This is a genomic window from Pseudomonas sp. TJI-51 (assembly GCF_000190455.2).
GTDB classification, from domain to species: Bacteria; Pseudomonadota; Gammaproteobacteria; order Pseudomonadales; family Pseudomonadaceae; genus Aquipseudomonas; species Aquipseudomonas juntendi.
Map to the genome: position 1 here is coordinate 30,167 of NZ_AEWE02000089.1, position 26,284 is coordinate 56,450.

Sequence of the window (26,284 nt, forward strand, 5' to 3'; positions counted from 1 at the left end):
TTTACGCGCGAAGAATCCAACACCGATTTCCAGGATTGCCCGCATGCTCAGACTCCTGCTCACACTTCTCCTGCTAATGCCCTTGGCAACCCACGCCAGCGAGGGCGAATTCTTCCTCACCGCCAAGCCCGCGGAGCAGGCCCAACTGCTCGGAAACTGGGCAGCGCAACCCGATGCTGCACGCCTGCCGCTGTTGGAAAACCTGCGCCAGGGCCGCATCGCACCCGACGACACCCGCAAGCTGCGCCTGAACAACCGCCTGCGCGGCTTGATCGACAATGCCCTGGCCAGCCACCAGTTGCTCAGCGACGACAGCGACACCCGCCTGGCTGCCGCCCAGCAACTGCAAAAAAGCGCACAACCGGCGCAAATGGCGTTCCTCGACCGGCGCTTCGCCAGCGAGCCGGACGCTGCCGTACACGCAGCCCTGGGCCTGGCCCTGGCCAATTTGCAACTGGGCGCCAGCGACCCCGCTGTACGCCTGGCCGCCGTGCGCCTGCTGGGGGAAACCGGCGACCCGCTGGCCCGCACCCGCCTTGAAGCGCTGCTGCAACCCGACGCGGAAAGCGACCCGGGCGTGCGCACCGCTGCCGAAACCAGCCTGGCCCAGGTGCAGCGCAAGCTGCTGTTCGGCGAGCTGCTCGGCCAGGCCTTCAGTGGCCTGTCGCTGGGGTCGATCCTGCTGCTGGCGGCGCTCGGCCTGGCGATCACCTTCGGCCTGCTGGGCGTGATCAACATGGCCCATGGCGAGATGCTGATGCTCGGCGCCTACAGCACCTATATGGTCCAGGTGCTGGTGCAGCGTTATGCCCCGGGTGCCATCGAGTTCTATCCGCTGATCGCCCTGCCGGTGGCCTTCGCCATCAGCGCCGGCGTCGGCATGGCGCTGGAGCGCACGGTCATCCGCCACCTGTATGGCCGCCCACTGGAAACCTTGCTGGCCACCTGGGGGATCAGCCTGATCCTGATCCAGGCCATCCGCCTGCTGTTCGGCGCGCAGAACGTCGAAGTCAGCAACCCGGCATGGTTGTCGGGCGGCATCCAGCTGCTGCCCAACCTGGTGCTGCCCTACAACCGCCTGGTGATCATCGGCTTCGCCCTGGCGGTGGTGCTGCTGACCTGGCTGCTGCTCAACCGCACGCGGCTGGGCCTGAACGTGCGGGCGGTGACCCAGAACCGCAACATGGCGGCATGCTGCGGTGTGTCTACCGGGCGCGTCGACATGCTGGCCTTCGGCCTTGGCTCGGGCATTGCCGGGCTGGGCGGCGTAGCCCTGAGCCAGGTGGGCAACGTCGGCCCGGACCTGGGCCAGAGCTACATCATCGACTCGTTCCTGGTGGTGGTGCTCGGCGGGGTCGGGCAACTGGCCGGTAGCCTGTGGGCGGCGTTCGGCCTTGGCATTGCCAACAAGCTGCTGGAACCCCAGATCGGCGCCGTACTCGGCAAGATCCTCATCCTTGCGTTGATCATTCTGTTCATCCAGAAGCGCCCGCAAGGCCTGTTCGCCCTCAAGGGACGGGTAATCGACTGATGAACCAGCCACTGCTAGTCACCGCTACGCAAAAGGCCGGGCCGCGCCTGTCGCTGGCCATCGGCGCCGTCGTCACCCTGCTGCTGGTCGCCCTGCCGCTGTTGTCGCTGCTCCCGGCGGACCACGCCTTGCAAGTGTCGGCCTATACCCTGACCTTGGTCGGCAAGATTCTCTGCTACGCCATCGTCGCCCTGGCCCTGGACCTGGTCTGGGGCTACGCCGGCCTGCTGTCACTGGGCCACGGCCTGTTCTTCGCCCTGGGCGGGTATGCCATGGGCATGTACCTGATGCGCCAGGCGGCCGGGGACGGCCTGCCCGGGTTCATGGCTTTTCTGTCGTGGACCGAGCTGCCATGGTACTGGGCCGGAACCCAGCATTTTGCCTGGGCCCTGTGCCTGGTGGTGCTGGCCCCCGGGCTGCTGGCGCTGGTGTTCGGTTGGTTCGCCTTCCGCTCGCGGATCAAGGGTGTGTACTTCTCGATCATGACCCAGGCCCTGACCTTCGCCGGCATGCTGTTGTTCTTCCGCAACGAAACCGGCTTCGGCGGCAACAACGGCTTCACCAACTTCCGCACCATTCTGGGCTTCGACATCACCGCGCAAGGGACCCGCGCCGTGTTGTTCCTGCTGACGGTCGGCCTGCTGCTGGCCAGCCTGTACCTGTGCTGGCGGCTGACCCGCAGCAAGTTCGGCCGCCTGCTGACCGCCGTGCGCGACGCCGAGAACCGCCTGATGTTCTGCGGTTACGACCCGCGCGGCTTCAAGCTGCTGGTGTGGGTGCTCAGCGCCGTGCTGTGCGGGCTGGCCGGGGCGCTGTACGTGCCCCAGGTGGGCATCATCAACCCCAGCGAAATGTCGCCGACCAACTCCATCGAAGCCGCCGTGTGGGTAGCCCTTGGTGGCCGTGGCACGCTGATCGGGCCGTTGCTCGGCGCCGGCCTGGTCAACGGCATGAAAAGCTGGTTCACCGTGGCCTTCCCGGAGTTCTGGCTTTTTTTCCTCGGTGCGCTGTTCATTCTCGTCACCCTGTACCTGCCCAAGGGCGTGGTCGGCCTGTTGAAAAAAAGGAGCCAGCCATGAGAGGCGTGCCCCCGGTGCATCCCGAATTCATGCTCGAACCGGTATTCGACCCCCTCGGCGCCGGCCGCGACGCCATTGGCCTGGGCCACACCCGCAAGGCGGGCCTGGATACCCGCCACGGCACGGTGCTGAGCCTGGAAGACATCAGTGTCAGCTTTGACGGTTTCAAGGCGCTGAACGCGCTCAACCTGTACATCGGGGTGGGTGAGTTGCGCTGCATCATCGGCCCCAATGGCGCCGGCAAGACCACCCTGATGGACGTGATCACCGGCAAGACCCGCCCAGACAGCGGCACGGCCTACTTTGGCGACACCCTAGACCTGACCCGCCTGAGCGAGTACCAGATCGCCCAAGCCGGCATTGGCCGCAAGTTCCAGAAACCCACGGTGTTCGAGGCGCTGACGGTATACGAGAACCTGGAGCTGGCGCTGAAGACCGACAAATCGGTATGGGCCAGCCTGGCTGCACGCCTGAGCGGCGAGCAGCGCCAGCGCATCGAAGAGGTACTGACCACCTTGCGCCTGCTGCCGCTGGCCCAGCGCCAGGCGGGCCTGCTGTCGCACGGGCAGAAGCAGTTCCTCGAAATCGGCATGCTGCTGGTACAAGAGCCGCAGTTGCTGTTGCTGGATGAACCCGTGGCGGGCATGACCGATGCCGAGACCGAGTTCACCGCCGAGCTGTTCAAGGGCTTGGCCGGCAAGCATTCGCTGATGGTGGTCGAGCACGACATGGGTTTTGTCGGCAGCATCGCCGACCACGTGACCGTGCTGCACCAGGGCAGTGTGCTGGCAGAAGGGTCGCTGGAGCAGGTGCAGGCGGATGAGCGGGTGGTCGAGGTGTACCTGGGCCGCTAGACAGGGATACCTGTGCCGGCCTATTCGCGGGTAAACCCGCTCCCACAGGTAATGCACAAGTCTTGAAATCTGTGCGGTCCCTGTAGGAGCGGGTTCACCCGCGAATAGGCCGGCACAGGCACAGCAACACTTTCAGGAACACCAACATGCTCAAGATCGACACCCTGCACCAATACTACGGAGGCAGCCACATTCTGCGCGGCCTCTCCTTCGAAGCCAAAGTCGGCGAAGTGACCTGCCTGCTGGGCCGCAACGGGGTCGGCAAGACTACCCTGCTGCGCTGCCTGATGGGCCTGGTGCCCGCCCGGGATGGCAGCATCGAATGGGAAGGCAAACCGATTACCGCGCTCAAACCCCAGCAACGCGTGCACGCAGGCATCGCCTACGTGCCCCAGGGCCGTGAGATTTTCCCGCGCCTGACCGTCGAGGAGAACCTGCTGATGGGCCTGTCGCGTTTCCCCGCGCGGGAGGCCCGCGAAGTGCCAGCCTTCATCTACGAGCTGTTCCCGGTGCTTGAGCAAATGAAGCAGCGCCGGGGCGGCGACCTGTCTGGCGGGCAGCAGCAACAGCTGGCCATTGGCCGCGCCCTGGCCAGCCGGCCGCGTCTGCTGATCCTCGACGAACCGACCGAAGGCATCCAGCCGTCGGTCATCAAGGAAATCGGCGCCGTCATCCGTCGCCTGGCCGCACGGGGGGACATGGCGATCCTGCTGGTGGAGCAGTTCTACGATTTTGCCGAAGAGCTGGCCGACCAGTACCTGGTCATGGCCCGTGGCGAGATCGTGCAGCGCGGGCGCGGCGAAAACATGCAAGTCGAGGGTGTGCGCGGCCTGGTAACCATTTAACCTGCAAGCACCGTACTTGCGAGACCCTGTCATGAGTTACCAGCTGCGCGATGCCCTGCCCGCCGACGTGCCGGGCATCCTCGATATCTACAACGACGCCGTGCGCACTACCACGGCGATCTGGAACGAAACCCCGGTAGACCTGGCCAACCGCCAGGCCTGGTTCGAAGCACGTACGCAGCAGGGCTATCCGATCCTGGTGGCTGTGGATGACACGGGCGTGCTGGGCTATGCCTCGTTTGGCGACTGGCGGCCGTTCGAGGGTTTCCGCCTGACCGTGGAGCACTCGGTGTACATCCGCGGCGACCAGCGGGGCAAGGGGCTGGGGGCGGTGTTGATGGCGGCGCTGATCGAGCGTGCACAAGGCTGCGGCAAGCATGTGATGGTCGCGGCCATCGAAAGTGGCAATGCGGCGTCGGTCCGCCTGCATGAGCGGCTGGGTTTCGTGGTGACCGGGCAGATGCCCCAGGTTGGCGTGAAGTTCGGCCGCTGGCTGGATTTGACCTTCATGCAGCGGGTACTGAACCCGGGAGCTGAACCAGGCTGAAATGCGGCCGCTTGTGGGAGGGCCCTTACGCGACACAAGGCCACTCCCACAAAGGCCGGCGCGCAAGCCTACATCTGGGTAAACCTGCCCAGCCGCTGCTTCAACATGCTGTTCTCGCTGCGCAGCTGCTGCACTTCCTGCAACAGCTCCAGCGCCAGCGCCACCCCTTCCCACTCCAGCTCCAGTTCCCGGTGCAGCTTGGCCGCGCGCTTGGCCAACAACGGCGCCTGATCGTCAAACAGCCAGTCCTCTGGCGTTCGGCCAGAAGGCTCGACAATGCCGTGTTCGACGATTTCGATCACGCAGTCCGCCGTGACATCGGCTTCCTGACACAGGGTACGCATGTCCAGTTGAACGATCAGGGTGCTGCTCATGATCACTTACTCCATTGTGTCCTCGGGTTGAACGCCGCTTTCTCGGCGAGCTTCGCCCACAGTTCGCGGGCAGACTCGTCGGATGCCGGCGGCATCACCACCTTCAGCTGTGCATACAGGTTACCGCGCTCACCGTGCTTGCTCGCCAGGCCTTTGCCCGGTACACGCAGGCGCTGGCCGCTCTGGCTGTCCGGGCGGATGGTCAGGTTGATCTTGCCGTCCAGGGTGGGTACCGCAACCTTGGTGCCCAGCGCAGCCTCCCATGGCGCCAGGGGCACGGTGATGATCAGGTCATGGCCTTCAACATCGAACAGCGGGTGCGGTGCCATGCGAATGGTCAGGAACAGGTCGCCATTGGCCCCGCCGCCACTGCCCGGCGCGCCCTGGCCCTTGAGGCGGATACGCTCGCCATCGGTGACCCCGGCCGGAATCTTCACGTTCAGGGTTTTGGTGGTGAAACCGGTGCGCTGGCCCATGGCATTGGTTTGCGGCACCTGGAAGCTGATCTGCTTGGACTCCTTGCTCAGGGTTTCTTCAAGGAATACGGCCAATTCAAGTTCCACGTCCTGCCCCCGCCTGCCGGCACTGCGTTGCTGCTGCCGGCCACCACCGAAGGGGTTGCCACCACGGTTGCCGAATATCGAGCTGAAGAAGTCGGAGAAATCGCCGCCCTCGAAGCCACCACCGCCACCGCGGTTTTCCCAGCCCGGTGGCGCCTGGAATGGCCGGCCGTGCTGGCCGCCATACTTGCGGATCTCATCGAACTCGGCACGTTTCTGCGCGTCGCCCAGAACCTCGTAGGCCTCATTGGCCTCTTTGAATTTGTCCTCGGCGTCGCGTTCCTTGCTGACATCGGGGTGGTACTTGCGTGCCAGCTTGCGGTACGCGGCCTTGATCGCCTTCTCGTCCGCCGTGGGCTCTACGCCAAGTATCTTGTAATAGTCTTTGAAGTCCATCTGTGGATCACCAATGTGAAAGTGCGTGTTGCAACTGAAGATGCTACTGAAGATAGGGGTCAAGCATAGCCTTTCAAGACCGCCTTGGCTTTGCTCCATCGCAGACGACTGGTCTTGATTCTGTAGCCAACTGGCATAAACTGCGCGGCCGTTTTGCCTCCGGAAGCCTTTTCCCATGTCTGACGTAACCCCGGCCCGTGCCCTGGGCATCGACTTTGGCACCTCCAACTCCACGGTTGGCTGGCACCGCCCTGGGGTCGAGTCGCTGATCGCCCTGGAAGACGGCAAGATCACCTTGCCCTCGGTGGTGTTCTTCAACATTGAAGAGCGGCGCCCGGTCTATGGCCGCCTGGCACTGCACGAGTACCTGGAAGGCTACGAAGGCCGCCTGATGCGCTCGCTGAAAAGCCTGCTGGGCTCCAAGCTGATCAAGCACGACACCAGCGTGCTGGGCAGTGCCTTGCCGTTCAAGGACCTGCTGGGCATGTTCATCGGCGAGCTGAAAAAGCGTGCCGAGGCGGCCGCGGGCCGCGAGTTCGACCAGGTCGTGCTGGGGCGCCCGGTATTTTTCGTCGACGAAGACCCGGCCGCCGACCAGGAGGCCGAGGACACCCTGGCCGAGGTGGCACGCAAGCTCGGCTTCAAGGACGTGTCGTTCCAGTACGAACCGATTGCCGCCGCGTTCGACTACGAGTCGACCATCAGCCGCGAAGAGCTGGTACTGATTGTCGACATTGGCGGGGGTACCTCGGACTTCACCCTGATCCGCCTGTCGCCAGAGCGCCACCTGCTGGCCGAGCGCCAGGGCGACATCCTGGCCACGGGCGGCGTGCACATCGGCGGTACCGACTTCGACAAGCAGCTGAGCCTGCAGGGCGTGATGCCGCTGTTCGGCTACGGCAGCCGCATGAAAAGCGGCGCCCTGATGCCGACCAGCTACCACCTCAACCTGGCCACCTGGCACACCATCAACGCGCTGTACTCGCAGAAGTCGCAGCTGGCGCTGGGCAGCATGCGCTACGACATCGAGGACAGCTTCGGCATCGACCGGCTGTTCAAGCTGATCGAGCAGCGTGCCGGGCACTGGCTGGCGATGGAAGTGGAAGCCAGCAAGATCGAACTGACCGAGCGCGACAGCCGCCGCATCGACCTGCACCGGGTCGAGCCTGAACTGTCTGCCGAACTGACCCGGGTGCTGTTCGAAGAGGCCATTGAGGGGTTGCTGGAGCGTGTGCGCGGCAGCGTGAGCGAGCTGCTGGCCAAGGCCGGGGTGAGCGAAGGCCAGGTCGACACGGTGTTCTTCACCGGTGGTTCCAGCGGGATTCCGGCATTGCGCAACAGCGTGTCGGCGATGTTGCCCAATGCGCGGCATGTGGAGGGCAATATCTTTGGCAGTATTGGTAGTGGGCTGGCGATCGAAGCGCGCAAGCGGTACGGGGTAGCCTGATCCATTTTGGGGCTGCGTTGCAGCCCATCGCGACACAAGGCCGCTCCTACAGGGTGAGGTGCAATCATTGGATGCACGCAGTCGGCTGTAGGAGCGGCCTTGTGTCGCGATGGGCCGCAGCGCGGCCCCGGCAATCTGTCAGACCAGCTCGGCCCGCTTCAGCTCACTTTTCAGGTAGGCATAGTAGATCGGCCCCGCCACCACCCCAGGCAGCCCGAACGCCGCCTCGAACACCAACATCGCCAGCAGCAGCTCCCACGCCTTGGCGCTGATCTGCCCACCCACGATACGGGCGTTGAGGAAGTACTCGACCTTGTGGATGACGATCAGGTAGCCCAGCGCCGCCGCCGCCACCCAGATCGACAGCGACAAGCCGACGATGGTGATCAGGGTGTTGGACATCAGGTTGCCGATCACCGGCAGCAGCCCCAGCAGGAAGGTCAGTACGATCAGGGTCTTGGTCAGCGGCAGGTGCACCCCGAACAGCGGCATCACCACTGCCAGGAAAATGCCGGTAAAGGCCGTGTTGAGCAGCGAAATCTTGATCTGGGCGAAGACGATGTTGCGAAACGCCTGTACCAGCAGGGCCAGGCGCTCGAACAATGCCGCCGCCAACGGCTTGCGCCGGGACACATCGGGAATGCGCTGCAAGGCAATGATGGCGCCTAGGATCATGCCGATCAGCAGCGTGACGAACATGTGCGCCATGCCCTTGCCGACCAGTTGCAGGTCGCTGAGGTGGCTTTTGATCCAGTCGCCTATGGCAACCTTGAATTCGGCAGCACTGGCGGGCAGGTAGGCTTCGATGAACGGCGGCAGCTGGCTGCGGGCCTGTTCGACCAGGGCCATGAACTTGTCCAACGAGGCACCGGGGTTTTCCGCCTCGTGCAGCAGGAAGCTGAACGCGCCGGCAATCAGCAGGCTCAGGCTGAGCACCACCAGCGTGCCCAGCAGCGCCACCGCCAGCCAGCGCGCGCGTTGCCCGGCCAGCAGGGGTTGCAGGCGCGGGGTCAGCATGTTGACCAGTTCGAACACCAGCAAGCCGGCCAGCAGGCTGGGCAATAACTTCAGCGGCAAAGCCAGCAGCAGGCCGGCCATGACGATGATCAGGCTGGCCAAGGTAATCTGACGCGGGGTAAAGGTCATACAGCCTCGAAGGCAGACAGCGGGAATGCCCGCAGTCTGCCAGCCTTGACGGCGCAGGCATAGGCGCAGGTCACTTCTTCTTCAGGCAGTCACTCATGAACGCTTTGCGCTCGTCCCCCTTCAGGGCTTTGGTGGTGGCGTCGGCGTTGCAGGTTTTCATCTTTTCCTGCTGGGTTTGCGGGGCGCTCTTCTTCAGGCAGGTGCTCATGAAGGCCTTGCGCTCATCACCCTTGAGGGCCTTGGCGGTGGCGTCGGCATTGCAGGTTTTCATTTTTTCCTGCTGCGCGGTGTTGGCAGCGAAGCCTTGGGCGCTGAACATCATCGCCAGGGCCAGTAACGGGATGTGCAGCACTTTCATGGAGTGGTCTCCTGGGCTCCGTGCCCGATGCACGGGTGTCGAGGTCAGAGTGTAGCCAAGAATTTCAGCCCCCAGCCCCCCCGACATCCGCCGTTAAAGGCCTGCCGCCTTGAGCCGCGCGGCGTGTTCGGTGAACAGCCGCACCGGCTCGGCACCCCGCCCTACGGCGCCGAACTGCTGGTTGACGATATCGAGGTGGTCGAGCGGGTAATCGTCACCGATCACCTGCCCCAAGTGCGAGCTGAAGCGCCCCACCATACCGTCGCACTGGCCCTTTTCCCTGACGAAGCTGCGGGCGAACAGGCGGCAGAAACGGTTGCTGCCATCGAAGCGGTTGCGCCCCCGGTCGGTCAGCCCGGGCTGCAAGGTGCCGGACCATGAGTAATAGCGCACTCCGTTGACTTCATGGGCACCTTCCCCGCCCCAGGTGGCCGGCAAGCCCTGTGGGTAAGCCTGGTTGAACAGTGCCACCCCGGCGCTGGTCAGCGACTGATGCGAGGCATGCACATCCACCGGCAATGGGTCGCGCCGCCAACCGGTTTCCAGCCACCCCAGCACCACGGCAAGGGCATGCAGCACCGCCCTCAGCATACGCCCCTGAGGCGAATCCCCCGGCGCCGTGCGTTGCAGGTGGTCGGCCAGCTCCGAGCCATGGTTGGGCCCGGCCACCGAGGTGACCGATGCCACCCTGGCTGGCCGCCTGGCGGCTGCGTAACGCGCACTCAGGGCGCCTTGGCTGTGGCCGATGAGGTTGACCCTGGCGGCGCCCGTGCGCCTGCAGATGTCTTCGATGATGGTCAGCAGTTGCTCGCCGCGCACCTCACTGCTGTGCAGCGGCGAAACCTGTACCGGGAACACCCGCGCGCCCCCTTTGCGCAAGGCCGGGACAATACCGAACCAGTAGGGATAGAACCCCGCCCGGACGAACCCGAGCATCCCTGGCACCAGTACCAAGGGGTATTGCGTAGCCAAATCCTGCTGCATTGCCCCTGACCCTTTGCGTGGAGGTTTGGCCAACCCTACAGCGGCTTTCGTGGGCATCGCAATCGAACTCCTGGCGCGCGCTGTTGTTCAAAACCACACAGACCCTTTGCAAGGAGCGGGACCATGTACAAGCAGACCCTGGCAATCCTTCTGGCAAGCGCCACCCTGGCCGCCTGCGGCAGCCGCCCGGAAAACCCGGTCGACTACGTCACCTACCGCGACGAACCGCTGGTCAAGCAGGTGGAGCACGGCATGACCATGCAGAAGGTCATCGCCATTGGCGGTAGCCCATCGAACGTGATCGACCTGCCGCACGGGGGCACCTGCAACGACTACATTCTTAACCACGATGGCAAGCAACAACCGTATTACGTGCGTTTCGACGCCACCGGCCATGTTGATGCCAAGGGTTTCAAAACCTGTAAACAACGCGAAGAAGACAGCGAGGCCGTTCACGGCGCGTAAGTCTCACCCTGCATGCCACGACCACCCTGATGCTTTCGGAGATGAAAATGAGTGCTACAGAACTGACCGATGTAAAAACCCTGCGCGAACGTGCCCGCCAGCATGTTGAGCAAGGCGCCGTGACCGAGGGTTACCACGCCGACCGCGAACAGATCCTGCGCCTGCTGAACGAGTCCCTGGCGACCGAGCTGGTGTGTGTGCTGCGCTACAAGCGCCACTACTTCATGGCCAGCGGTATCAAGGCAAGCGTTGCCGCGAGCGAATTCCTTGAGCATGCCAACCAGGAAGCCGAGCACGCCGACAAGCTGGCTGAGCGCATTGTGCAGTTGGGCGGCGAGCCGGATTTCAACCCCGACAACCTGACCAAGAACTCGCATGCTCAGTATGTGGCCGGTAATTCCCTGAAGGAGATGGTGCTGGAAGACCTGGTCGCTGAGCGCATCGCAATCGACAGCTACCGCGAAATCATCCAGTACATCGGCGACAAAGACCCTACCACCCGCCGCATCTTCGAAGACATCCTGGCGCAGGAAGAAGAGCACGCAGACGACATGTCCGACTTGCTGCAAGGCTTGTAAGGACCAGGGGGCGCTTAGCGGAATGCCAGTCAGTTAAGCGTCACTGGGGCTGCTTTGCAGCCCTTCGCGGGCACGCCCGCTCCCACAGGTTTGGCGCTGAAATCAAGACATGCGCGATTACCTGTAGGAGCGGGCGTGCCCGCGAAGGGTCGCAAAGCGGCCCCAAATGACTTAACTGACTGGCATTAGGCGCTTAGCGCCCCTTGTAAGAGCGGGTTTCCCGCGAAGAGGCCGGGCCTACCGGCGGCTATCTCCTGGCCATTCACCCTCGCATCTGCCACCGCATTCGCGGGTAAACCCGGTCCTACAGCGACCGTGCGTGGTAATGGCCGGCAACACAGCTGGCTGCTATTTACGCCCTTTCACCGCAGCGGGTGCCTTGCCCGCCTTCATCTGCTGCAACAACGGTGTGCACTGGTTCGGATCATCGCCACTGCTGGGTGCAATCAGCGCCAGCAAACCGGCTGCAGGCCCTGCCACAACCCCCAACGCCACCATGCCCGCACCGCGCAACGCCAGTGGCACCGCCTGTACACCCGCATTGGGTTTGGCAAATGGCCCGCGTACATACAGCGGCGAACGCAGCGAGAACAGCCGCAGCCCTTTCGATTCAGGGGTGATCTTCAGGTCCAACTGCTCACTGGCAAAATTCGCCGTGCCATTGATATAGATGATCGCGTTCTCGGTGTCGAAGATGAACAGCCGGGTCGAGGCCAAGCCGTCCTTGATGCCAACATCGGCCGCCGCGCAGTTGATCTGCACGTCCTCATCGCCAAACAGCTTGCCAACCACATAGTTGCCCACGTTCAAACCCGCAATCTCCATCAGGCTGCGGCTGATGGCGCCATCGTTGACCAACATGCGCAGGTCGCCATTGGCCGTGCCTAGCAGGGCAGCGACGGAATTGCCACGGCCACTGATATCGGCATCGCCATTGAGCTCACCAAAACTGGTCTGCATGGGCGCGAAACCGGGGAACAATTGCTTGAGCTTGAAGCCACGGGCGGTCAACTGTGCCCGCCCTTGCAGCGGCACGCTGCGCCCATCCAGGCGAATGTTGGAGGCCAGGTTGCCACCGGCCACGCCAAACCGCAGCGGCTCCAGGCGTAGCAGCCCGTCATCGAGAATCACATGCGCCGCCAGGTCGTTGAACGGCAGTTGCGCACTGTGCACGATGCGCTTGCCGGCAAAGGTGACGTCGGCGTCCATGGCGCGCCAGCGATCGGTGCGGAACTCTTCCACCGGCAGCACCTTGCCGGCCGGTTGCTTGCTGGCCCCACCACGGGCCTTCTGCTCGGCATTGGAGTCAGCGCCGATCAGCGGCGCCAGGTCCTTGAACAGCAGCTGGTTGGACACCAGCTTGCCCGTCAGCTTGGGCCGTGGCTGGCTGGCGACGAAGGCCAGGTCGCCGTGGATGTCGCTGTCGCCGATCTTGCCGTTGAAACCCTCGTACTTGAAACGCGCACCTTCGGCTGCATGCAGGTTGGCGCTGAGCCGGCCGTCCGTGGAATAGGCCGGGGTGTCGGGCAAGGTCACCCCCGTCAAGGGGTAGAGGTTGCCCAGGCTGGCGCCCGACAGGCGCAGGCGCAGGTCAAGGGCACCCAGGTTGCGTGGGTCGGTCAGGGTGCCGGCAAGTACCACGTGCGTATCGGCAATGCGCACGTCGGCCTGCAACGGGAACGGCTGGGTGGCGTCCTGCAGCGCCAGCAGGCCACCGATCTTGCCGGTGCCAGACACCGGCTGCCCCTTGTAGCGGCCCTGGGCCTTGAAAGCAAAGGCGTAATCCTGCGCTCCGCCGGCTTTTTCAGCGCTGGCCTTACCAACGATTTCGCTGAAAGGGATTGGCTTGCCCAATGGGTCAACCTGCACCTTCATGCGGGTTTTCAAGGTCTGGTCGTCGAAGCTGACATTGCCTTGGTCAAAGCCGATGGCACCAATGTCCAACTGCCATTTGGACGGTGCCTCGTTTTCGTCCTTCGGCCCGAAGTCGAATGTCCAGTTGGCCCGGCCATCTGCCAACCGGGTCAGGCTGGCCGTGGGCTTGGTCAGGTTGATGCGCGGAATGCTGATCTTCTGTACCAACAGCGGAAGTGGCGCCAGGCGGAACTCTACGCGCTCCAGGCCCACCATCTTCGGCTCCTGCAACCACTCAGGGTTGCCCAGGGTGAGGTCTTCGGCGGTGAAGTGCGGCCATGGCACCCAGGCACGCCAACCGCCTTCTTCTGGCTCGGTACGCCAATGCACGGCGAGGTTGCCGTTGATTGCGAACGGCCGATGCAAGGCCTCGGACACCTTCTCGTTGAGCAACGGCTTGACGCGGTTCCAGTCGAAGGTGGCGATCACCACTACCAGTATTGCCAGCAGCGTGAGCAGGGTGGCGAGGGTCCAGACGAGGATTCTGGCGGGACGCGTCATTGCGTGATTCTCCTTGCGGGGCTCGAAACAGGCGCGGCGGGGCACTTAGTATCTGGGACTGATGAAAACCCGTGGGGTTTTATCGGGAGCGTCATCTTAGCGAAGTTTTTCCTGGCCATTCGCTCAGCAAATCGTGGCGCGGCCGCGCTCATGTTACCCCACAACAGCCTCGGCATTTTGCCATCAACGAGCCTGCAAGGCGCTTAACAGAGCGCTCGCCGAGCTCTATCAATATGGTCGATTGTTACCATTACCCGTATGAACTTCTCTCTGGCGTTACCCGGCGTAGCATTGGCTTCGTACCCACTTTCCAGCCCCCGAAAGGAGCACCGAATCATGAAACGCCAACTGCTGACCCTGACCCTGTCCATCCTGGCCGCCAACGCCTTTGCCCTGCCAGCGGCAGAACAACACCTCACTGCGGAATCGCGTTCGAGCGCTGTCGAAATTGCCCAACCGCTGAAAACAGTCGCCGAAGGTGGCTCGGACCGCCTGATCGAACAATCCGGCCGCGTGGCCGAAGGTGGTTCGGACCGCCTCATCGAACAGTCCGGCCGCGTGGCCGAAGGTGGCTCGGATCGCCTGATCGAACAATCTGGCCGCGTAGCCGAAGGTGGTTCGGATCGCCTCATCGAACAGACCGGCCGCGTGGCCGAAGGTGGCTCGGATCGCGTGATCGAACAATCTGGCCGCGTAGCCGAAGGTGGTTCGGATCGCCTCATCGAACAGTCCGGCCGCGTGGCCGAAGGTGGTTCGGATCGCCTGGTTGCAATCAGCCACGTGAGCTGATTGCCATGGCTGAAAAGAACAACCTGTGTCACACCGCTTGCTCCCCTCCCAGCCCGGTCATTGACCGGGCTTCGTTTTTTTAACTAGAGTGCCCAGCCTCACCGTCACAGAAGCCCGCACCATGCTGCCGCGCGCCGAACAGAAGCTACAGACTCGCCAGGCCCTGCTCGATGCCGCCTGCCAGCTCATGGAAAGTGGCCGGGGCTTTGGCAGCATCAGCCTGCGCGAAGTGGCGAAAACAGCCGGCATCGTGCCAACCGGCTTTTACCGGCATTTCCCGGATATGGACGCCCTGGGCCTGGCCCTGGTAGCCGAGATCGATACTACCTTCCGCCAGACCATTCGCCTGGTCCGTCACAACGAATTCGAGCTGGGCGGCATCACCGACGCCTCGGTGCGCATCTTTCTCGATGTAGTCGCCGCCCACCGCGCGCTGTTTCTGTTCCTGGCGCGGGAACAGTATGGTGGGTCACAGCCGGTGCGCCAGGCCATTGCCCGCCTGCGTCAGAACATAAGCGACGACCTGGCCACCGACCTTGCGCGCATGAAACGCTGGCAGCACCTGGACAGCGCGGCGCTGACAGTGATGGCCGACCTGGTGGTGAAAACGGTGTTCGCCACCCTGCCCGAGCTGATCGACAGCCCAGAAGCGGGTTATCCACAGGCCCTGTCACCGCAGGAAAAGATCACCCAGCAGTTGCGCTTCATCTTCGTCGGGGCGCGGCATTGGCAAGGGTTAGGCAACCCGGGCTGATCGCCTTTCGCTCAACCCCGCCCGGCCAGCCGGGCAAGCGCACCGCCGGCTACCGAAAACCCCACTTCTGCTACCATGGCGCCCTGCCCGACAGCCACGAGCGCCGACATGTCCGACCCCCGCCCTACCCTGCCCGCACTGGCCCGTTTCAACCAGCACTTCGCCGAGCGCATCGTGCCAATGTGGCAAGGCCCGGGCTGGAATGCCGACATGGCACTGCCCTACGAAGCCCTCGACGCCCAGCACCGGCCGTTACCGGTACAGCGCTACCGGGCCATGGCCTGCGCCCGCCAGCTGTACCTGTTCAGCAGCCGCATCGAACAACCGGGCAGCGCCGAGCGTGCAGCCGCGCTGTTCCGCTCGTTGCAGAAGCACTTTCACGACGCGGAGCACGGGGGCTGGTTCTACAGCATCGATGCCCAGGGCAACCCGCTGGACCGGCGCAAGGACCTGTATACCCACGCCTTCATCGTCTTTGCCTGCGCGCATTACTGGGGCAAGGTCGGCGAAAGCCTGGTGGAATCCACACTCAATGCCGGCCTCGACATCATCGACCAGCAGTTCGCCAGGGACGATGGCCTGTACGAAGCAAGCCTGGGCGAGGATTGGGCAGACCTGGGCAGCGGGCCCCTGCAGAATCCACAGATGCACCTGGCCGAGGCCTTCCTGCAGGTACTGGCTGTTCGCGACGACGAACATACCCGGCAGTCACTGCTGCAACTGTGTGCAGCACTCCAGGCGCATTTCGTCGAACCGGCCCATGGGCTGATGCTGGAGAAACCGCGCGGGGCTGTGGATAACTGGTACGAGCCTGGCCACCAGTTCGAATGGTTCTACCTGTTGCACACCTCCCCGCTGCTGCGAGATACGCCGCTGCATGCCTCGATCGACCGGGCGTTCAGCTACGCCGAACAACAAGGGGTGCAGGGTGGCGCAGTGCTCGCCATGCTGGGCGTGGACGGCCAGGTGCTGGACGCCACCCAGCGCATCTGGGCACAGGCGGAGTACCTGCGTGCGCTGGTGCTGCGCGCTGGCGGTGAAGCCAGGTTGCCTGAACAGTTGCAGGTGCTGGAAGCGCGGTTCCTGCGCGAGGCTGGCTGGTACGAATGCCGGGATGGCGAGGGTGCCGTCAGCCGGCATGACATGCCTTCGACTACGCCCTACCACCTGGCAACTTGCCTGGAAGGCTTGCAGCGCCTGAGCTGAAGCCTTCGCGGCTGTGGCCGCCGAGCGGCCATGGCTCAGCCCTTGACCGACCGGTCGATCGAGAACCCGGCCCAGTCCTGGCTCACCGGCATCAGCTCAAGGCTGTTGATGTTGATGTGCGCGGGCTGGTTGAGGATCCAGAAGATGGTCTCGGCAATGTCCTGCGGCTGGATAGGCTCCGCGCCTGCGTAGGTGGCGTCATACTTGGCCTGGTCACCACCGAACCGTACCAGCGAAAATTCACTTTCGCACAGGCCCGGCTCGATGTTGCTCACGCGCACACCTGTGCCACGCAGGTCGCAGCGCAGGCTCAGCGAGAACTGCCCGACAAAGGCCTTGGTGCCGCCATACACGTTGCTGCCCGGGTACGGATAGTTGCCGGCCACCGAACCGACGTTGAGGATCGACGCCCCACGGCCATGGGCAATCAACCGTGGCAGCAGCAGGCGGGTGGTGTACATCAGGCCCTTGATGTTGGTGTCGACCATGGTTTCCCAGTCGTCCAGGCTGCAGTTCTGCGCCGCATCCACGCCCAGCGCCAGGCCGGCGTTGTTGACCAGGCCCTGCAGCTTGTCGAAGCCGGCTGGCAGGCTGGCAATGGCCTGCTCCATGGCTTTGCGGTCACGCACATCGAGCACCAGGCCATGTACTTCGGTCTTGGCAGAAAGCTCGGCGCACAAGGCGTCCAGGCGCTCCTTGCGACGACCGGTTAGCACCAGCTTCCAGCCGGCTTCGGCGAAACGGCGGGCTGTGGCCTCGCCGAAACCCGACGTGGCGCCAGTGATGAATACGGTGGATGACATGCTCTGTTCCTCGCAGTGGGTGGTCATGGCAGCTTTGCAGCATGCCCGTGGCCAACGCTGGCGGCAAGCCGAAAAGGCAGCTGGTCATTTTTTGTTCATGTGCGGCAAACCCTTGTGGCAGAAGCCTCCGCGCCAGCTATGCGCATGTTATCCACAGAGCTTTCCCCACGGATTGGGGGCAACTTCGCTGTCCGGCGGAACCCTTTCAGCCCGTCGTGGTCGGCGGCATTCTTTTCGGTGGTGGCGAAAGCTTTCAAGCATGCCGCCTGTAGCGGGGTGTCCAAGGCTTTTACACAGAGTTATCCACAGAATTTGCGCAGTGCTGGGAGTGGTTGGAATGACGTGATTTGCCTGGGAAAACAATCCACAGGGGTGCACTGATCAAAAAATGATCATGCCGCTGTAGGGCTTGATGGTGTTGGGTTGGAGGGGGATACCACCATGTTTTCCACAGGCGGTTCCACATTATCGGTGGAAAAGATTTGGCTTGCGGGAAGCGGGGTTGGGTAGCTGTGGGTGAACGGGTTGAGGGCCCGGTTAGGTTGAGTTGTCCACATGGGAAGGGGGCTGCGTTGCAGCCCATCGCGACACAAGGCCGCTCCTACAGGGGACCGCGACCGGGCATGGATCGCGGCCCCTAGGGGGAACTAATGCCCACCCAGGTAAGCGCTGCGCACTTCTTCGTTGACCAACAACTCTTGCCCAGTCCCGGTCATGCGAATTTGCCCGTTGACCATCACGTAGGCACGGTCCGACAGTTTCAGGGCGTGGTTGGCGTTCTGCTCCACCAGGAAAATGGTCATGCCGGTCTTCGCCAGTTCCCGCAGGGTCGAGAAGATCTGCTTGACCACGATGGGTGCCAACCCCAGCGAGGGCTCGTCCAGCAACAGCAATTTTGGCCGGCTCATCAGCGCCCGGGCAATCGCCAGCATCTGCTGCTCGCCACCGGACATGGTCATGGCCCGCTGGTTACGCCGCTCTTTTAGGCGCGGGAAGAGTTCGTACATGCGCTGCATGTCTTCGTCGGCATGCTTGTCGCCAATGGGGATGGTCCCCATCATCAGGTTTTCCTCGACGCTCATGTCGGGGAATACCCGGCGCCCTTCCGGCGACTGGGCGATGCCGTTGGAAGCAATGTAGTGCGATGACTTGCGGGTAATGTCGGTGCCACGGTAGACGATCTGCCCGGAAGCCGCCCGCGGCTGCCCGAAGATCGACATCAGCAGGGTCGACTTGCCGGCCCCGTTGGCGCCGATAAGGCTGACCGTCTCACCTTCGTTGATGTGCATCGATACCTTTTTCAGCGCCTGGATCGGCCCATAGAACACGTCCAGGTCCTTCAGCTCGAGAATGGGTGCACTCATACCAGTTCCTCTTCGTCTGCACCCAGGTAGGCAGCGATCACCGTCGGGTTGTTGCGGATGTCCTGTGGCGCACCCTCGGCAATCACGTTGCCGTGGTCCAATACCACGATATGGTCGGAAATGCTCATGACCATGCCCATGTCGTGTTCAATCAGCACCACGGTGATATCGTGCTCGTCACGCAGCACGCGAATCATCTGGCTAAGTGCCTCGGTCTCCTGCGGGTTCAAGCCCGCCGCCGGTTCGTCCAGGCAGATGATCTTTGGTCGCGTGCACATGGCGCGGGCGATTTCCAGGCGGCGCTGCTGCCCATACGACAGCTCACCGGCCAGGCGGTTGGCGCAGTCGACCAGGTCGACCACCTCCAGCCAGTAGAAGGCGTGGTCCAGCGCATCGCTTTCGGCCTTGCGGTAGGCCTTGGTATTGAATACCCCCGCCAGCAGGTTGCGGTTGACCCACATGTGCTGGGCCACCAGCAGGTTCTCCACCACCGACATTTCCTTGAACAGGCGGATGTTCTGGAAGGTGCGCGCCAGGCCCGCGCGGTTGACCAGGTGGGTGCCGCCGAACATCTTGTAGTACAGGCGGCTGGCAAAGCGTGCCGGCGAAACGAAGTCGGCCGCCTGGAAACGCTCGCCCAGCAGCTGGATCACATTGGTGTGGCTACCGCGCACATTCAGTTCGATGCGCCCGCCACTGGCCTTGTAGAAGCCGGTCAGGCAGTTGAACACCGTGGTCTTGCCGGCGCCGTTGGGGCCGATCAGGGCGAAGATCTGGTTGCGCCTGACCTTCAGGCTCACGTCGCTGAGCGCCTTGATGCCGCCAAACTGCATCATCAGGTTGTCGACCGACAGAATGATTTCGTCGCTCATGGCGCCACTCCTTTACGCGGGGTCACACCGGTACGGCTGATGCGGATCAGCCCCCGCGGTCGCCAGATCATCATCAACACCATCAGTACCCCGAACAGCAGCACCCGGTACTCGGAGAAGCTGCGCAGCAACTCGGGCGCCACGGTCAGCACGAATGCCGCAATGACGACGCCCACGGTGGAGCCCATGCCACCCAGCACGACGATGGCGAGAATCAAGGCCGACTCGAAGAAGGTGAACGACGAGGGGTTGACGAAGCCTTGGTAAGTGGCAAAAAACACGCCGGCCAAACCCGCGGTGGAAGCACCCAGGGTGAAGGCCGAGAGCTTGACCAGCACGTGGTTCAGGCCCATCGAACGGCAGGCGATCTCGTCTTCGCGCAGCGCTTCCCACGCCCGGCCGACCGGCATGCGGGTCAAGCGGTGCTTGATGTAGAGCACGGCCAGCACGACCATGAACAGCACCGCATAAATGAACACGAACTTGAGGTTGGGGTTGTAGGCAAAGCCGAAGAACTCATGGATGGGCACCCCACCGTCTTTGGCCCGGCGGCCGAACTCCAGGCCAAGGAAGGTCGGCGACGGCGCCGGCATGCCGTTGGGGCCGCCGGTGAACGACAGCCAGTTGTTCAGCACCAGGCGAATGATCTCGCCAAAGCCCAGGGTTACGATCGCCAGGTAGTCACCGTGCATGCGCAGCACCGGGAAGCCCAGGATGCACCCGGCAAGGGCCGCCGCAATCGCTGCCAGCGGCAGCACACTCCAGAAGCCCAGGCCAAGGTACTGGTAACCCAGTGCAAGGCCGTAGGCGCCAATGGCGTAGAAGGCCACGTACCCCAGGTCGAGCAGGCCGGCCAGGCCGACCACGATGTTCAGGCCCAGGCCCAGCAGCACATAGATCAGGCCGAGGATGACCACGGTCAGCAGGTACTTGTTGGCGAAGATCGGGAAGACGATGGCAATCACGATCAGCGCCGGGATGATGTAGCGCAGCCGCGACACATAGTTCGGCGCCCGCACATGCACGCCCGAGCCACCGCTGTCGAAGCCTTCGAGCATGCGCCGGCCGGCAGCGGTCTGCACATACAGGCTGAGCAGGAAACGCCCGAGCATCACACCACCGACCAGCCAGGCCACGCGGCGGGGTTCGGCGTTGAAGGTATAACCGTCGAGCACCACGCCGACGATCGGGCCGAACACGATCAGCGCCAGCAGGCCGGCGACGAGGGTTTCGAGCAGGCTGCGTTTGATATCGAAACCTTTGGTTTCAGAGGCAGAAGCAATTTTGGCAATCGACATGTTCACACCTTAGCCACGAGCGGGCGACCCAGCAGGCCTTGTGGGCGGAAGATAAGGATCATCACCAGCAGCGAGAAGCTGAACACGTCCTTGTAGTCGGAGTTGATCAGGCCGGAGAACAGCGATTCGGAGATCCCCAGGATGATTCCGCCGAGCATCGCGCCAGGCAGGGAGCCAATGCCACCGAGCACTGCGGCGGTGAATGCCTTGATACCGATGATGAAGCCGGCATAGAAGTCGAAGGTGCCGTAGTTCATGGTGATCAGCACGCCTGCCAGGGCGGCCATCACTGCGCCAATGACGAATACGTAGGAAATGACCCGGTCGGTGTTGATGCCCAGGATCGAGGCCATCTTGCGGTCTTGCTGGGTAGCGCGGCACATGCGACCGAGCTTGGTGTACTTGATCACATAGGTCAGCAGGCCCATGCCCAGGAATGCCGCCACCAGGATGAAGATCTTGGTGTAGGTCAGTTGCACGAAGCCGGTGCCGACATCGATGCGCATGGCGCCTTCGAGCAGGGTTGGCACGCCTTGCTGGCGAGCGCCCTGGCTGATCTGTGCGTAGTTCTGCAGGATCAGCGAAATGCCGATGGCGCTGATCAGCGGTGCCAGGCGGGTAGAGTTACGCAGCGGCTTGTAGGCGATGCGCTCGATGGTGAAGCCGTACACCCCCGTGACGACGATGGTGAACAACAGCGTGCCCAGCATCAGCAGGGGAAACGACTCGACGCCAAAATAGGCCAGCAATGCCAGGCTGATCGCCGCCAGGTAGGCGGAAATCATATACACCTCGCCGTGCGCGAAGTTGATCATGCCGATAATGCCATAGACCATTGTGTAGCCGATGGCGATCAGGCCATAGACCGACCCGAGGGTCAGGCCGTTGACCAGTTGCTGCAGGAAAATACCATCCATAACGCAATCTCACTGAGCGAGACTGCACGCATGCCGACCACGCAAGGCCACGGACAATGCGGCCCCAGCAGTGCACGACCGTGCAGGTCTCCGAATAAGGACAGGTACCGCAGGGGCTCAGGCCCGGGCGCATGCGCAACCCGGGCGGGTGGCCGTTATTATTTTTGTTTGTCCAGCTGGTGGTACTTGCCGTCCTTGTCCCACTGGTAGACCACGTAGTCGGACACGGTCAGGTCGCCCTTGCTGTCCCACTTCTTTTCGCCCATGACGGTCTGCACCGGGTTGGCCTTGAGCCACTTGGCAGCGTCTTCGCCCTTGTTCGACTTGGCGCCGTTGAAGGCGGCGGCGAGCGCCTGCAGCGAGGCGTAGGCGTACAGCGTATAGCCTTCCGGTTCGGTGCCCGCCTTGCGGAACTCCTCGACCACGGCCTTGCTGTCTGGCAGCAGGCGCGGGTCGGCGCCAAAGGTCATGTACACGCCATCGACGTACTGCGCACCGCCGGCGGTAGACACCAGCTCGTCGGTGACGATGCCATCATCCGACATGAACTTGACGTCCTTCAGGCCCTGTTCGCGCAGTTGGCGCACCAGCGGGCCGGCTTCCGGGTGCAGGCCGCCGAAGTAGACAACATCGGCACCGGCAGCACGGATCTTGGTAACCACGGCGCTGAAGTCTTTCTCGCCACGGGTCAGGCCTTCGTACAACACAGGCTTGACGCCACGTTTTTCCAGCTGTGCCTTGGTGGCATCAGCCAGGCCTTGGCCGTAGGTGTCCTTGTCGTGCAGCACCGCGACTTTCTTGCCCTTGAGCACGTCGACAATGTAGTCGCCGGCGACCACGCCCTGCTGGTCGTCACGGCCACACATGCGGAACATGGCACTCAGGCCGCGCTCGGTGACCTGTGGGTTGGTCGAACCGGGCGTGATGGCGATCACGCCGGCCTCGTCATACACCTCGGAGGCCGGGATGGTATTGGACGAACAGAAGTGGCCGACCACCCCGATCACCTTGTCCTGGTCGACCAGGCGGTTGGCTACGGCAACGGCCTGTTTCGGTTCGCAGGCGTCATCGCCTTTGACCAGCACGATTTTCTCGCCATTCACGCCACCCGCGGCGTTGATCTTGTCGGCCGCAGCTTGCGCACCTTTCATGTACTGCTCGCCGAACGCTGCGTTGGCTCCGGTCATCGGCCCCGCTACGCCGATCTTGACGTCGGCCTGGACATACGAAGAAACACCCAGTGCCGTGGCTACGGCAAGCGCCAGGAAACCTTTCTTGTAAAACGTCTGCGACATGAGGTGGTGCTCCTAGAGTTTTTTTGGTTGGCACTACAACTTCTCAGCCCAATGCTCAGAGCAAGGGCCGTGCCATCAGTTTTGTCTTACGGAAAATCACACCACCATCGGCACGTAGAAGCGACCGACGGCCTTTTCTTTATTGAGCGTGCAACCGTCTGCCACGCGCCGGGTGCCACCACCCGTACAGACAAGGCGCAACCGCCGCGCGCCATCATTGCAACCCTGCCGGGTGTTTACGTGCAACCGGCCTGTAACAGCAGACGTCACCGAACTGCACACCCGTGGTGCGCGACTGCTACAGGCAGCACCGTTACAAGGCTGGCGGGTGCACCGAAAAACACGCGGATTTGGCAGATACGCGGCCCTGCAGGCGCGGGTTCACCCGCGAACAGGCCAGCGCAGACACAACAAGGCCGAAAAGGCTGGCACAATGTCCCCCATTCGCCGCCTCCGGAGCCCCTTTGATGAGCGAGAGCGCATTCGCCGAGCGCATCGTGCACAACCTGCTCGACACCGATTTCTACAAACTCACCATGATGCAGGGTGTGCTGCACAACTACCCGGACGCCGACGTCGAATGGGAATTCCGCTGCCGCAACGGCGAGGACTTGCGGCCGTATCTAGGCGAAATCCGCCACCAGCTGGAGGTGCTCAACGACCTCACGCTCGATGATGGCCAGCTGGGTTTTCTGGAGCGCATCAGTTTCCTCAAGCCCGACTTCCTGCGGTTTTTGCGGCTGTTTCGCTTCAACCTGCGCTATGTGCACCTCGGCATCGAGCACGATCAGCTGTTCCTGCGCCTCAAAGGCCCTTGGCTGCATGTGATCCTGTTCGAAGTGCCTTTGCTGGCGATCATCAGCGAAGTGCGCAACCGCCACCTGCACCCGCATATGCGCCTGGCCGAGGCACGCGACCAGCTGTACCGCAAGTTCGACTGGCTGCGCGCCCACGCCAGCGACGACGAACTGGCGGAACTGCAGGTAGCCGACTTTGGCACCCGCCGGCGCTTTTCCAGCCGCGTGCAGGAGGAAGTGGTCCGGGTACTGCGCGACGACTTCCCTGGCCGTTTCGTCGGCACCAGCAACGTCGACCTGGCATGGAAACTGGATATCAAGCCGCTGGGCACCATGGCCCACGAGTGGATCATGGCGCACCAGCAGTTGGGCCCGCGGCTGATCGACAGCCAGATCGCCGCGCTGGACTGCTGGGTGCGCGAGTACCGCGGCCTGCTCGGTATCGCCCTGACCGACTGCATCACCATGGATGCCTTCCTCGGCGATTTCGACCTGTACTTCGCCAAGCTGTTCGATGGCTTGCGCCACGACTCCGGCGAGCCGGTAGCCTGGGCCGAGAAAGCGATCGCCCATTACCAGAAACTGGGTATCGACCCGATGACCAAGACCCTGGTGTTTTCCGACAGCCTAAACCTTACCCGCTCGCTGGAAATCTTCCGGGCCCTGCGCGGGCGCATCAACGTCAGCTTTGGCATCGGTACCAACCTGACCTGCGACATACCGGGTGTGGTCCCCATGAGCATCGTGCTTAAAATGACCGACTGCAACGGCGCACCGGTGGCCAAGATTTCCGACGAAGCGGCCAAGACCCAGTGCCGCGACGCCAACTTCGTTGCCTACATGCGTCACGTATTCAAAGTCCCCAGCAAGGAGTAACCCATGCAAGCGGTTCAGCAAGAAATTGCCCAGGCGCTGAAGGTCCAGCCGCCGTTCGCCGACGCGGCCGCGCTAGAGGCAGAAGTTGCCCGGCGCGTGGCGTTCATCAAGGACTGCCTGGCCAACGCCCGGCTCAAGACCCTGGTACTGGGCATCAGCGGCGGGGTCGACTCGCTGACCGCCGCCCTGCTCGCCCAGCGCGCCATCAACGAACTGCGCGCCGAAACCGGTGACCAGGCTTATACCTTCATCGCCGTTCGCCTGCCGTACCAGGTGCAGCATGATGAACATGACGCCCAGGCCTGCCTGGACGTGATCAGGGCCGACGAAGTGCACACCGTGGACATCGCCCCGGCAGTGCGCGCCTTGGCGGCTGAAGTGGTGGAATTGAAAAGCGGCTCGCCGGCGCTGGTGGACTTCGTGGTCGGCAACGTCAAGGCACGCACGCGCATGGTGGCCCAATACACCATCGCTGGCGCGCGCGCAGGGCTGGTGATCGGTACCGACCACGCCGCCGAAGCGGTGATGGGCTTCTTTACCAAGTTTGGTGATGGTGCCTGCGACCTGGCGCCGCTGAGCGGCCTGGTAAAAAACCAGGTGCGGGCCATTGCACGCAGCTTTGGCGCGCCGGAGTCACTGGTGGAGAAGGTGCCGACTGCAGACCTGGAAGACCTGGCACCGGGCAAACCGGACGAAGCCTCGCATGGGGTCACCTACCAGCAGATCGACGCGTTCCTGCATGGGCAGCCGGTCGACCAGGCAGCGTTCGACATCATCGTGGCCACCTACCGCAAGACCCAGCACAAGCGCGAATTGCCGTTCGCCCCTTGATCAGGCTGTAACAACGCCTGTAGGAGCGGGTATACCCGCGAATGCGATGGTGGATCTGGCACCGCATTCGCGGGTAAAGCCGCCCCTACAGGGCTCGGCGTCAGCTGATTACTTGACGACAACCTTGCCTTTCATCATCGAGATGTGGCCCGGGAAGGTGCAGAAGAAGCTGTAGTCACCACCGGCTTCCAGCTTGGAAGGGTCGAACTTCACTTCGGTTTCTTTTTCCGGCGCGCCGATCATTTTGGTATGGGCAATGATCGCGGCGTTGTCAGCCTTGATGTAGTCCTTTTCCAGGCCCTGGCTCATGCCTTCGGTCGCAATGCCCTGCATGTCGGCAGTCTTGCTGATCACCAGGTTATGGCCCATGACGTTCTTCGGCAGGTTGCCGGAGTGGGTCAGTTTGACCGTGAATTCCTTGCAGCTTTTGTCGACGGTGATTACCTTGGTGTTGAATGACATCTGGTCGGTGGAGTCGACAGTTACCGAGCACTCGGCGGCGAAGACAGAGGCGCTGGCGAGGGTCAGCAGGGATACCGCTACAGCTTTCGCAAACATCATGAATCTCCTTGGCAGGGTTTTATCAATTGCGAGACTGCCTGAAACCGTTCAGCACCCTGCTGATATGGGTCAAGGGGGTGTCAAGTGGCCAGTCAGTTGAATTGTTCAATGGATTGTATACAACCAATCTAAGAGCACATCATGCCCTTTTATTGGACGATGGGACAACCTCTCATTTAGGAGCAATACCAAATGCCCATCTCCCAGTTTCTGAACAGCCTGCTCGCCGCCTACGCCCACGGTGCTACCGGCGCGATCTGCGAATTCTCGCGCCCGGAATGAACCCGGCCTTGGAAGCGACGGTCAGCCACCGTACCCTGTCACCCTGAGTGACTGGAGGTG

The 26,284-nt window shown here is 62.8% G+C and carries 26 protein-coding genes; 13 read left to right on the plus strand and 13 right to left on the minus strand.

Going from position 1 to position 26,284, the window contains the following annotated elements; genetic code table 11:
• The first annotated feature begins 43 nt into the window (after nucleotides 1–43).
• The 5 genes from urtB to G1E_RS19250 all read left to right on the plus strand — a co-directional run bounded on the left by urtB (nucleotide 44) and on the right by G1E_RS19250 (nucleotide 4,856).
• Complete coding sequence (gene urtB, locus G1E_RS19230) at nucleotides 44–1,531, plus strand: urea ABC transporter permease subunit UrtB (RefSeq protein ID WP_009683283.1); 1,488 nt, start codon at nucleotides 44–46, stop codon at nucleotides 1,529–1,531.
• Nucleotides 1,531–2,610, plus strand: a complete 1,080-nt coding sequence (gene urtC / locus G1E_RS19235; RefSeq protein WP_009683284.1) for an urea ABC transporter permease subunit UrtC — start codon at nucleotides 1,531–1,533, stop codon at nucleotides 2,608–2,610. Before urtB ends, urtC begins: the two co-directional genes overlap by 1 nt.
• A complete protein-coding gene (gene urtD / locus G1E_RS19240; RefSeq protein WP_009683285.1) occupies nucleotides 2,607–3,464 on the plus strand; it encodes an urea ABC transporter ATP-binding protein UrtD in 858 nt (285 codons plus the stop codon). Before urtC ends, urtD begins: the two co-directional genes overlap by 4 nt.
• Nucleotides 3,465–3,610: 146 nt before the next feature.
• Nucleotides 3,611–4,309, plus strand: coding sequence for an urea ABC transporter ATP-binding subunit UrtE (gene urtE / locus G1E_RS19245; RefSeq protein ID WP_009683286.1), 699 nt, complete (start codon nucleotides 3,611–3,613; stop codon nucleotides 4,307–4,309).
• 31 nt (nucleotides 4,310–4,340) lie between these two features.
• Nucleotides 4,341–4,856, plus strand: a complete 516-nt coding sequence (locus tag G1E_RS19250) for a GNAT family N-acetyltransferase (protein ID WP_009683287.1) — start codon at nucleotides 4,341–4,343, stop codon at nucleotides 4,854–4,856.
• Nucleotides 4,857–4,924: 68 nt separating this feature from the next.
• Here G1E_RS19250 and G1E_RS19255 read toward each other — a convergent pair whose 3' ends face one another.
• Nucleotides 4,925–5,230 (minus strand): chaperone modulator CbpM, encoded by a 306-nt coding sequence (locus G1E_RS19255; protein ID WP_009683288.1) that lies wholly within the window; start codon nucleotides 5,228–5,230, stop codon nucleotides 4,925–4,927.
• A gap of 2 nt (nucleotides 5,231–5,232) precedes the next feature.
• Entirely contained in the window at nucleotides 5,233–6,186 is a 954-nt protein-coding gene (gene cbpA, locus G1E_RS19260; RefSeq protein WP_009683289.1) for a curved DNA-binding protein, read from the minus strand.
• 175 nt (nucleotides 6,187–6,361) lie between these two features.
• Here cbpA and G1E_RS19265 point away from each other — a divergent pair, with 175 nt between their 5' ends.
• Nucleotides 6,362–7,633 carry an Hsp70 family protein gene (locus G1E_RS19265; RefSeq protein ID WP_009683290.1) on the plus strand — a complete coding sequence of 424 codons (1,272 nt, stop codon included), beginning with the start codon at nucleotides 6,362–6,364 and terminating at the stop codon, nucleotides 7,631–7,633.
• Nucleotides 7,634–7,771: 138 nt separating this feature from the next.
• Here the strand turns inward: G1E_RS19265 and G1E_RS19270 are convergent, their stop codons facing one another.
• The 3 genes from G1E_RS19270 to G1E_RS19280 form a co-directional block, all read right to left on the minus strand.
• Entirely contained in the window at nucleotides 7,772–8,779 is a 1,008-nt protein-coding gene (locus tag G1E_RS19270) for an AI-2E family transporter (protein WP_009683291.1), read from the minus strand.
• A gap of 70 nt (nucleotides 8,780–8,849) precedes the next feature.
• Nucleotides 8,850–9,137 carry a PsiF family protein gene (locus tag G1E_RS19275; protein WP_009683292.1) on the minus strand — a complete coding sequence of 96 codons (288 nt, stop codon included), beginning with the start codon at nucleotides 9,135–9,137 and terminating at the stop codon, nucleotides 8,850–8,852.
• Nucleotides 9,138–9,230: 93 nt separating this feature from the next.
• Nucleotides 9,231–10,121: a triacylglycerol lipase gene (locus G1E_RS19280; protein ID WP_009683293.1), complete on the minus strand. Its 891-nt coding sequence runs from the start codon at nucleotides 10,119–10,121 to the stop codon at nucleotides 9,231–9,233.
• A 123-nt stretch (nucleotides 10,122–10,244) separates the two neighbouring features.
• Here G1E_RS19280 and osmE point away from each other — a divergent pair, with 123 nt between their 5' ends.
• Nucleotides 10,245–10,586, plus strand: coding sequence for an osmotically-inducible lipoprotein OsmE (osmE, locus tag G1E_RS19285; RefSeq protein WP_009683294.1), 342 nt, complete (start codon nucleotides 10,245–10,247; stop codon nucleotides 10,584–10,586).
• Between the two features lie 47 nt (nucleotides 10,587–10,633).
• Nucleotides 10,634–11,164 carry a bacterioferritin gene (locus G1E_RS19290; RefSeq protein ID WP_009683295.1) on the plus strand — a complete coding sequence of 177 codons (531 nt, stop codon included), beginning with the start codon at nucleotides 10,634–10,636 and terminating at the stop codon, nucleotides 11,162–11,164.
• 348 nt (nucleotides 11,165–11,512) lie between these two features.
• Here G1E_RS19290 and G1E_RS19295 read toward each other — a convergent pair whose 3' ends face one another.
• Nucleotides 11,513–13,579 (minus strand): AsmA family protein, encoded by a 2,067-nt coding sequence (locus G1E_RS19295; protein ID WP_047150022.1) that lies wholly within the window; start codon nucleotides 13,577–13,579, stop codon nucleotides 11,513–11,515.
• Between the two features lie 336 nt (nucleotides 13,580–13,915).
• Between G1E_RS19295 and G1E_RS19300 the strand changes: the two genes are divergently transcribed.
• The 3 genes from G1E_RS19300 to G1E_RS19310 all read left to right on the plus strand — a co-directional run bounded on the left by G1E_RS19300 (nucleotide 13,916) and on the right by G1E_RS19310 (nucleotide 16,328).
• The gene (locus G1E_RS19300) at nucleotides 13,916–14,368 is read left to right on the plus strand and encodes a hypothetical protein (RefSeq protein WP_009683297.1); all 453 of its coding nucleotides are present in this window, start codon (nucleotides 13,916–13,918) and stop codon (nucleotides 14,366–14,368) included.
• A gap of 121 nt (nucleotides 14,369–14,489) precedes the next feature.
• Nucleotides 14,490–15,122, plus strand: coding sequence for a TetR family transcriptional regulator (locus tag G1E_RS19305; RefSeq protein WP_009683298.1), 633 nt, complete (start codon nucleotides 14,490–14,492; stop codon nucleotides 15,120–15,122).
• A 108-nt stretch (nucleotides 15,123–15,230) separates the two neighbouring features.
• On the plus strand, nucleotides 15,231–16,328 hold the full coding sequence (locus G1E_RS19310; protein WP_009683299.1) for an AGE family epimerase/isomerase: 1,098 nt from the start codon (nucleotides 15,231–15,233) through the stop codon (nucleotides 16,326–16,328).
• A 35-nt stretch (nucleotides 16,329–16,363) separates the two neighbouring features.
• On the opposite strand, the gene G1E_RS19315 is transcribed toward G1E_RS19310, so the two are convergent.
• The 6 genes from G1E_RS19315 to G1E_RS19340 form a co-directional block, all read right to left on the minus strand.
• A complete protein-coding gene (locus tag G1E_RS19315; RefSeq protein WP_029885720.1) occupies nucleotides 16,364–17,131 on the minus strand; it encodes an SDR family oxidoreductase in 768 nt (255 codons plus the stop codon).
• Nucleotides 17,132–17,778: 647 nt separating this feature from the next.
• Nucleotides 17,779–18,495: an ABC transporter ATP-binding protein gene (locus G1E_RS19320; RefSeq protein WP_009683302.1), complete on the minus strand. Its 717-nt coding sequence runs from the start codon at nucleotides 18,493–18,495 to the stop codon at nucleotides 17,779–17,781.
• A complete protein-coding gene (locus tag G1E_RS19325) occupies nucleotides 18,492–19,367 on the minus strand; it encodes an ATP-binding cassette domain-containing protein (protein ID WP_029885721.1) in 876 nt (291 codons plus the stop codon). The genes G1E_RS19320 and G1E_RS19325 overlap by 4 nt, the downstream gene beginning before the upstream one ends.
• On the minus strand, nucleotides 19,364–20,665 hold the full coding sequence (gene livM, locus G1E_RS19330) for a high-affinity branched-chain amino acid ABC transporter permease LivM (protein ID WP_009683305.1): 1,302 nt from the start codon (nucleotides 20,663–20,665) through the stop codon (nucleotides 19,364–19,366). The genes G1E_RS19325 and livM overlap by 4 nt, the downstream gene beginning before the upstream one ends.
• Before the next feature lie 2 nt (nucleotides 20,666–20,667).
• The gene (locus tag G1E_RS19335) at nucleotides 20,668–21,582 is read right to left on the minus strand and encodes a branched-chain amino acid ABC transporter permease (RefSeq protein ID WP_009683306.1); all 915 of its coding nucleotides are present in this window, start codon (nucleotides 21,580–21,582) and stop codon (nucleotides 20,668–20,670) included.
• 158 nt (nucleotides 21,583–21,740) lie between these two features.
• Nucleotides 21,741–22,877: a branched-chain amino acid ABC transporter substrate-binding protein gene (locus G1E_RS19340; RefSeq protein ID WP_009683307.1), complete on the minus strand. Its 1,137-nt coding sequence runs from the start codon at nucleotides 22,875–22,877 to the stop codon at nucleotides 21,741–21,743.
• A gap of 467 nt (nucleotides 22,878–23,344) precedes the next feature.
• Here G1E_RS19340 and pncB point away from each other — a divergent pair, with 467 nt between their 5' ends.
• On the plus strand, nucleotides 23,345–24,550 hold the full coding sequence (pncB, locus tag G1E_RS19345; RefSeq protein ID WP_009683308.1) for a nicotinate phosphoribosyltransferase: 1,206 nt from the start codon (nucleotides 23,345–23,347) through the stop codon (nucleotides 24,548–24,550).
• 3 nt (nucleotides 24,551–24,553) lie between these two features.
• Nucleotides 24,554–25,381 (plus strand): ammonia-dependent NAD(+) synthetase, encoded by an 828-nt coding sequence (nadE, locus tag G1E_RS19350; protein ID WP_009683309.1) that lies wholly within the window; start codon nucleotides 24,554–24,556, stop codon nucleotides 25,379–25,381.
• A 108-nt stretch (nucleotides 25,382–25,489) separates the two neighbouring features.
• On the opposite strand, the gene azu is transcribed toward nadE, so the two are convergent.
• A complete protein-coding gene (azu, locus tag G1E_RS19355; protein ID WP_009683310.1) occupies nucleotides 25,490–25,939 on the minus strand; it encodes an azurin in 450 nt (149 codons plus the stop codon).
• Nucleotides 25,940–26,284 lie beyond the last annotated feature (345 nt).